This is a genomic window from uncultured Duncaniella sp., from assembly GCF_910577345.1.
GTDB lineage: Bacteria > Bacteroidota > Bacteroidia > Bacteroidales > Muribaculaceae > Duncaniella.
In genome coordinates this window covers 82320-89462 of record NZ_CAJTMT010000013.1, presented here as the reverse complement: position 1 = coordinate 89462, position 7143 = coordinate 82320, and the positions used below count along the sequence as shown (strand labels likewise).

Below are 7143 nucleotides of genomic sequence, written 5' to 3'. Positions count from 1 at the left end.
GTGAAATACAGGAAAGGCATTATATTCCCTACTTTATCAGAAACTATGCATCCATATGTACGTTGATATAAGTCCGCCTTACCAGAATAAAACATGACCCTTCCAGTATAACTTCCATTACCGGAAACCAAAATGGCATCTCCGTCAATAATATATTCGTTAGACGGAATGGGGTCTGGAGCACAGGAAAAAAATTTATATGACCCGGGCTTGACTTTGGCGACATCTTTTTTGCCTGTAAAGATTGAAGTTAATGAATCAAGCCTAACATCTGTCCAGCCTTCAGGAATCTCACGCTTCAGCTTTTCATTCCAGACCATTTTGCCGCCGCTCGACTTGTAGGGCTTGCCGTTCTCATCAGGGAAGTCGAACTGCACGAACCAATAGTCGTAGAGCTGACGGGCCATCGCCTCTAAATTGCGATTTATCTCACGATTAAGCGCAATCTTACGGTCAATAAGATTAAGTATTTCAATAAGGCGCATTTGACCTTCTAATGTCGAGGGACAATAGATTTTTAACTCTTTAATGGTATCTTGTGAAATATTGTCTCTTGCAGATCCAGAACTAAGTGAAACTAAATGAGAATATAAGTTCTCAATATAGTATTTTACAAAAAGTGGCGAAAAATCTTTATGTGGCAGAATCGCGCAAATGGCTTGATTTGTGCATGCAGGTATTTTAAGTATTGAAGTTTTACCTGCTGTAGCCCCATACATTGCAACTAAAACTGTATCTTTGGGGTACATTTTAGTCGAGCTATTCTCATATCCACTTTGGGTAATAAAATTTTGAGGTTCAGATATAGTCGCGCTGTTCAATTCTCCACTATTTATCCACGGAATTGTCCCATTGGTATAGTATGCGGGATTGGAAGCAGTCGGTGTCGCGCCTGACCCAGTCTTAAATACATCAGCGATTCGAACCTCTTTCCATCCATTGGGGAGATTTCGTCTTTTATATATTTTCTTTAATCCTATCATAGAATTCGAGGACATCGTTTTGTTTTATGATGACTAATCTTTATCTAACATACCTCTGATTTCTTTATCGAAATCGGAGTCAATTTGTTGTGTCGGATTGAAAAGGTCGTATTCAGCTTCTGCTTTTGCCTTAGCTTGTGCCGCCGAGATATTTCCGCGATTAGGAAGTATCTTGTAGTCGTTGAAGGTCAAAAATTTATTGACACTTGCGGCAAATTGTTCCATATTGAATACATTACCTCGCTCAATTTGACTCTCGATGTAATCGAAGTAAGATGTTACGGTGCGTTCAAGCGATCGTATCTCTTTTTCCGAAAGATAATTTTTAGCAATGCTGACATCTGATTTAAGGATGCGGCCATCGGGGGCATATTTCCAAGTGGTCAGACCCATGTGTGGTTTTGTATGGTCTGCTCCGGCATGGATGATTTCGGCTGCCGTATGTCCGGTAATCGCATAATGAAACCGATTTTGTACCATTGCATAAAACTCTTTTGTTGTTGGGGCAAGACGGTCGTAATCGATGCTGCATTCGGCATAAATGTCGGTTATCTGTTGCCAAATTCGCCGTTCGCTGGCTCGGATTGAGCGAACTCTCTCAAGAAGTTCCCGGAAATAATCTTGACCAAACACGGCGTTTCCCTGCTTTAAGCGGTCATCATCGAGAACAAAACCTTTGCGGATATACTCATTCAAGACACGAGTAGCCCACTGACGGAAAAGAGTGGCCCTCTGACTATTCACACGATATCCGACGCTAATAATAGCATCAAGAGAATAAAAAGTTTGTTCTCGTTTTACCTGACGGTTTCCTTCTTGCTGAACTATTAAGTTTTTCTTAATAGTTGCCTCAGGGGTCAGTTCATTGGTCCCGTAGATGTTTTTGAGGTGTTGATTTATTGCAGGAACAGACACATCAAATAATTGAGACATGGCCTTTTGAGTCAGCCATAAAGTCTCATTTTCCACATAGGCCTGAACAGTCCCCGAGCTATCAGGCAAATTATATAATATAAACTGTATTTCTTTTGCCATTGATATCAGGAGTTGAATTTGAGGGTATCGAGCTGTTTGAGGATTTCTGATTCAAGGCGATGGCTCTCATTGAACAGTTCCGTAAGTTTTGAACGATAACCATTCATGCGCTGTTCAAACTCCTCTGCTGTTATGTCAACATACTCAATCTTGATGTCGAAATATTGACCGGCAGAGAGGGAATAACCTTTCTCCTTTATTTCATCGTATGTGACTGCTACGGAGAAACCATCCTCGGCTTTCTTATCGCGGAAAGTATCTACAATCTTGTCGATTTCTTCCGGGCGAAGACGCTTTTTCTGATTGTTGCCCTCCTTGTATTCTTCTCCAAGTTTTGAGGCATCAACAAGAATAACCTTCTCAGTGGCACGTGAATTGTCGAAGAAAAGGACTGACACGTTAGTACCTGTATTGGCAAAAACGTTTGAAGGCATTGAAACTACACCATAGACAATCTTGTTGTCAACAATGTGTTTTAGGATTTTATTCTCAATACCTGACTTGGCGGTAATGAATCCTGTTGGAATGACGATAGCTCCTTTGCCTGTCTTTTTCAGGGAATTTATAACATGCTGGATGAAGCAGGTGTATATTGCCATGCTCTCCTTTTTCTTTGCCGGAATATTTGGTACACCTGCCCAGAATCGTGCAGGTTGGGCTGCAATCTTTTCGCGTGTATCCGAGAAATCCATCTTGAATGGAGGATTGGAAACCACATAGTCAAACTGGCGAATTGCACTTCCTTCATCATTCTTATGATATGGGGAGACAAGAGTGTCTCCTTGAATGGCATGGTCAAGTGATGAAACCAATCCGTTGAGAAGCAGATTGAGTTTCAACATCTTGTTGCTTCGTTGGGAAATATCCTGAGCGAAGATTGTGCATTTGCTGTTGCCAACCCTATGAGCCAACGCCATTAGCAGTGTGCCTGTACCGGCTGAAGGGTCGTATGCCTCGATATTGTGGAGGTCGTCATCGTCATTCACAAGAAGCCGGGCCATGATGGTTGCGATGGCATGGGGGGTGTAGTATTCAGCATATTTGCCACCTCCTGCTGTATTGTAATCCTTGATTAGATATTCAAAAATAGTTGCGAAGAAGTCATAACCTTTTTCATCGGAGAATGCATCTTCGAATGAGAAGTTGACAAGTTTATCAACCAATGCACGTGCGAAAGCTGGGCGTTGGTCGATGTCGGTGACGTATGGCGTGAGGCGTTCAAAGAGGGGTATCTTTGTATTCTGTGTAGTTTGAGTAGAGAATATGTCGATGTTCTGTTCTGCAATATCTGTCATGGTCGCATCGAATATCTCGTCAAATTCTCCTCGGCTCTGACGATTCCAAAGGCTATACATAAGATGCTCCGGACGCAGTTTCAGTGTTTCAGGCGGCAATGAGACAAGAAGAAGCTGCCGCTCTGTCTCTGCCATTTCGGAATATGCAAGTTCCCATCGCTCGGAGTCCTGAATTTTCTTTGCAAAGGGACTCTTGGCAATTTTCAATTCATGCCCGAATTTATCGTTGAGAAACTTATACATGAATATCTGAGTGATAATCTTGTATTCGTTGCCATCGTTGCCGAGCCCGTAGGATTGACATGTGGCTTTGAGGTCATCGATAAGACGTATGGTTTTTTCTTTGATGTTCATTAGCAGGCTGCGTATGTGGCGTTATACTGGTTGAGGTACTGACGGGCAATGCCGTTTTTGACAAAATCGTAATCCTCGATTGTGGCGGTATCGCTAATCTGAGGGAAATGATACAGCATATTAGCGACAATGGATAGGACTGTCTGCTCGAAGTAGGCATCCTTTTTCAAGATGTCATTCTTGTCATATACCCGTTGGTCAACCTCCGATTTTATCATGTTGAGAATTATACTGATTTCATAATCACTGAAAGTGAAAATAGGTTTTGCGGATTTCTCTTTGCGATCATGATTCACCTCCCGGATTCTTTTGTGAACACGGGCGAACTTGGCATCTCCATTATACTTCTTTAGAAGTGCTTTGTTGGCCGTTTGAATAGCTTTCAATCTGACAATAATCGAATCGAGAGCGGCTGTTTCTTCATTGAACTTGGCAATGGAATCAATAACAAAGCCGTGCTCCTTGAACCGCTGGGTGAAGGCTTCTCTAAGGGTGATGAATTCCGGATCGTCTTGGTCAATATTGTCCATAAAGGCTCGGATAGTATCGCGCCATTTGTCTTGCAGCTCGCGGCCACCGGAAATAAGTTTCAGCTCCTCTTCTCCAATCTTTGAGAAGGTGAACTCAATATCCTGCATTGCCTCGTTTACAAGAATGGTGGTCTGCTCATTTGCATTGAAGGCTTCTTTCTGATTGATAATGGTGATGTGATGCTGTACCTCTTTCAGCATATCTGGAAGTTTGGTCAGTTCCACCTTTGAAAATTTCTCCTTCAACTCATCATCGCCGAAAGTGCGGACAAGGTTGCCGCAGTCGCGGGCTGCCTCCAACACTTTTTTCAACTTCAACAGTTCCTCCTTGTCTTGTATTGTTGAAACCTCCGAACTGAATTCCTCAACATTATCAACGGTATATTCAAACAAGGTGTCGTGAATATCTCGCATCGTGTCAAGTATTTCCTGCGGATTTTCGAGCACTTGTGTGAATGTGTTGGTTACTCGGCTACCGTCTTCTTCTGGGTCGTTGAAACGATTCAATTCCTGAAGATAAGCCTCGTTGGTTTCTTCGAAGTTGCGCTTGATGTCTGCAAAGTCTATGATGTAGCCGTAGCGATTATTCTTATATGGGCGGTTGACGCGAGTCAGAGCTTGAAGAAGATTGTGGTCTTTCAGTTTTCTGCCGAAGTAAAGGCGCTTCAAACGCGGAGCGTCAAATCCTGTCAGAAGCATATTGAACACAATCAGCACATCTACGGTCATGTTTTTCTTGAAGTCCTTTACTATTTGCTTGCGGGTCTCCTTATCGTCTGTATCGTGGAGAATAAGTTTTGCCTTGATGTTGGTAGGGAAAGAGGCGTCTTTGTTCATTTCTCGTTGCACTTCATCCCAATACATTGCCAAGTTACGGGCTTGTCCGCTTGTTTCGCAGATAATCATACCTCCGAGGGTATTGTCGCCATGTTGCTGACGGAATCGTGTGAGGTCGGTTATGACATAGCGGATAAGTTCCTTGACATAGTTCTCATGCTCGATGATGGTTGACTTCTGAACATCCTTTTTTAGAACAAGTTGCTCTAACTTATCCATAATCTGAGTGAGCTTCTCCTTGTAGGAGGTCTCAATCTCTTCACGGATAATTTTTAGAGTATAGCCGTCTGCTATCGAGCGGTCATAGTAATATGTGTGGAAATAGTCACTAAAGACTGTAGCGGTGGCCTTTTCATCTTTAAGAAGAGGAGTGCCGGTCAGCGCAATCTTAATGGAATTGGGGTCTGCATCGAAAAGATTGGCAAGGAAGCAACCGCCGGGACGATAGCCACGGTGTGCCTCGTCAAGAATGAACACTCTCTGAAGATTTGTAGCATACTCTGGAAGTTTTACTTTTTCCTTGTCTTCTGCGAAACGCTGGATGTTCACTACCGTTATTTCCTGTTTGCCGCTTGCGCCCTGCTGAGACTGGTTGCTGCGGAACTGATCCATCAATTCTTTTCTGGAATTGGCGGTAGTAACTACCAAGCCTCGAGCTTCAAATTCCTGTGTTGCTTGTTCGAGAAGGTCGAGACGGTCAACAATAAAGTAGAATTTGGCGACTTTATTTTGTTTGGCAAAATAGTCGTTAAGGAAATAGGCTAAATGATAGGATAATGCTGTTTTGCCGCTGCCTTGTGTATGCCATACCACGCCGGCCTTTGCCCCGTTCTCAAGATGTTCTCTGATTGCCAATGCCGCGAACATCTGTTGATAGCGCATGATATGTTTTTGGTCGGTAATCTCAATCTTTCCGTCAACCTCACGCTCAGATTTTACGTATGCGATGCCGTATCTGAGGATAAACAGCAAACGTTCCGGAGAGCACATTGAGGTCAGTATGCGGTTGGTTGGCGTATTGGTATCGAGATTAGTCTTGTATTCCGGAGTTGTATGAATAACTTCGCAATTGAAGTCTTTAAGAATTTTCTTCTCAAAGTCCTTGTTTATGGGTTTATATGGGTAATTCCGATTGTATGGCGCTATATCAGCATTCGAGCGATTTTCCTCGCGGAAACAGTTGAATGGGGCAGACTCTTTTGCAGCTGTGCAATAGAATGCACCTTGCAACGGAACAATCCCTCCCATTGTGTCATACTCCATATTGTTAGAGAATATCATCAACTGAGTAATGTTGATAAAGGAACGGAAACGCTTGTTGGGGAACCGCTGTAGATTCATCCGCTTACTTTCCGCGACCATACCGCCGGAGTTATTTGGTTTCTTCACTTCAATGAAAACCAAAGGCATACCGTTTACAAACAATGTAATATCCGGTCTGAACTCATCTTGACCATTCTTGCAGGTGAATTCGGCAGTAAAATGAAATGTGTTGTTGGATGGGGTATCATAGTCAATCAGTTTGACTGGAGACACCGCCTTTAGTCTCTGATAGAAAGCATATCCAAGGTCATCATTCTTCAAGTCATTGTGCATGTCTTGAAGTATTTGGGAAGCTGAAACAGGAGAGTTTGGATTCAGGTTATTAAATTGCTTTTGGAAGACCTCAATAAGAATATTGGTAGAAGGGTCATAGACTGTTCCTGCATCTTCCTCAGATATTTTCCCAAAATATGTATATCCTAAACGAGTCAGATGTACCATTGCCGGCATCTGCACGCGGGTTGCTTCATTAAATTTGCTCATAATGTGCCGTCTTTTCTGCCGTATGAGACATAAGGCTCGGAAGCCATATCAAATAAAAAATTGGAATGAAGGAGGGTGCGAACATCCACTTTCAAACACTGCGCAATCTCAGAAAGAGTTTCCAATGACGGTTGTGCTGTATTGGTACACCACTTCGACACAGTTGCCGGGTCTTTCCCAAGCTGCTGTGCAAGCCATTTATTAGTCTTTTTCTGCTCTGCGAGCACTATTTTTAATCGATTTATGTCTTTTCCCATTTTCTGAGATTAGTTATATCATTTGCGTATTATGCAAATTTAGTGA

At 42.7% G+C, this 7143-nt stretch carries 5 protein-coding genes; all 5 read right to left on the bottom strand.

Going from position 1 to position 7143, the window contains the following annotated elements; translation table 11 throughout:
- Positions 1-983: restriction endonuclease subunit S (locus QZ310_RS07530; protein ID WP_297071895.1), on the bottom strand; the 983-nt coding region annotated here is incomplete at its 3' end.
- 33 nt (positions 984-1016) lie between these two features.
- Positions 1017-2018: a virulence RhuM family protein gene (locus QZ310_RS07525; protein ID WP_297071894.1), complete on the bottom strand. Its 1002-nt coding sequence runs from the start codon at positions 2016-2018 to the stop codon at positions 1017-1019.
- A gap of 5 nt (positions 2019-2023) precedes the next feature.
- Positions 2024-3667 carry an N-6 DNA methylase gene (locus tag QZ310_RS07520; protein ID WP_297071893.1) on the bottom strand — a complete coding sequence of 548 codons (1644 nt, stop codon included), beginning with the start codon at positions 3665-3667 and terminating at the stop codon, positions 2024-2026.
- Complete coding sequence (locus QZ310_RS07515) at positions 3667-6840, bottom strand: HsdR family type I site-specific deoxyribonuclease (RefSeq protein WP_297071892.1); 3174 nt, start codon at positions 6838-6840, stop codon at positions 3667-3669. Before QZ310_RS07515 ends, QZ310_RS07520 begins: the two co-directional genes overlap by 1 nt.
- Complete coding sequence (locus tag QZ310_RS07510; RefSeq protein WP_123617825.1) at positions 6837-7097, bottom strand: helix-turn-helix transcriptional regulator; 261 nt, start codon at positions 7095-7097, stop codon at positions 6837-6839. Before QZ310_RS07510 ends, QZ310_RS07515 begins: the two co-directional genes overlap by 4 nt.
- Positions 7098-7143 lie beyond the last annotated feature (46 nt).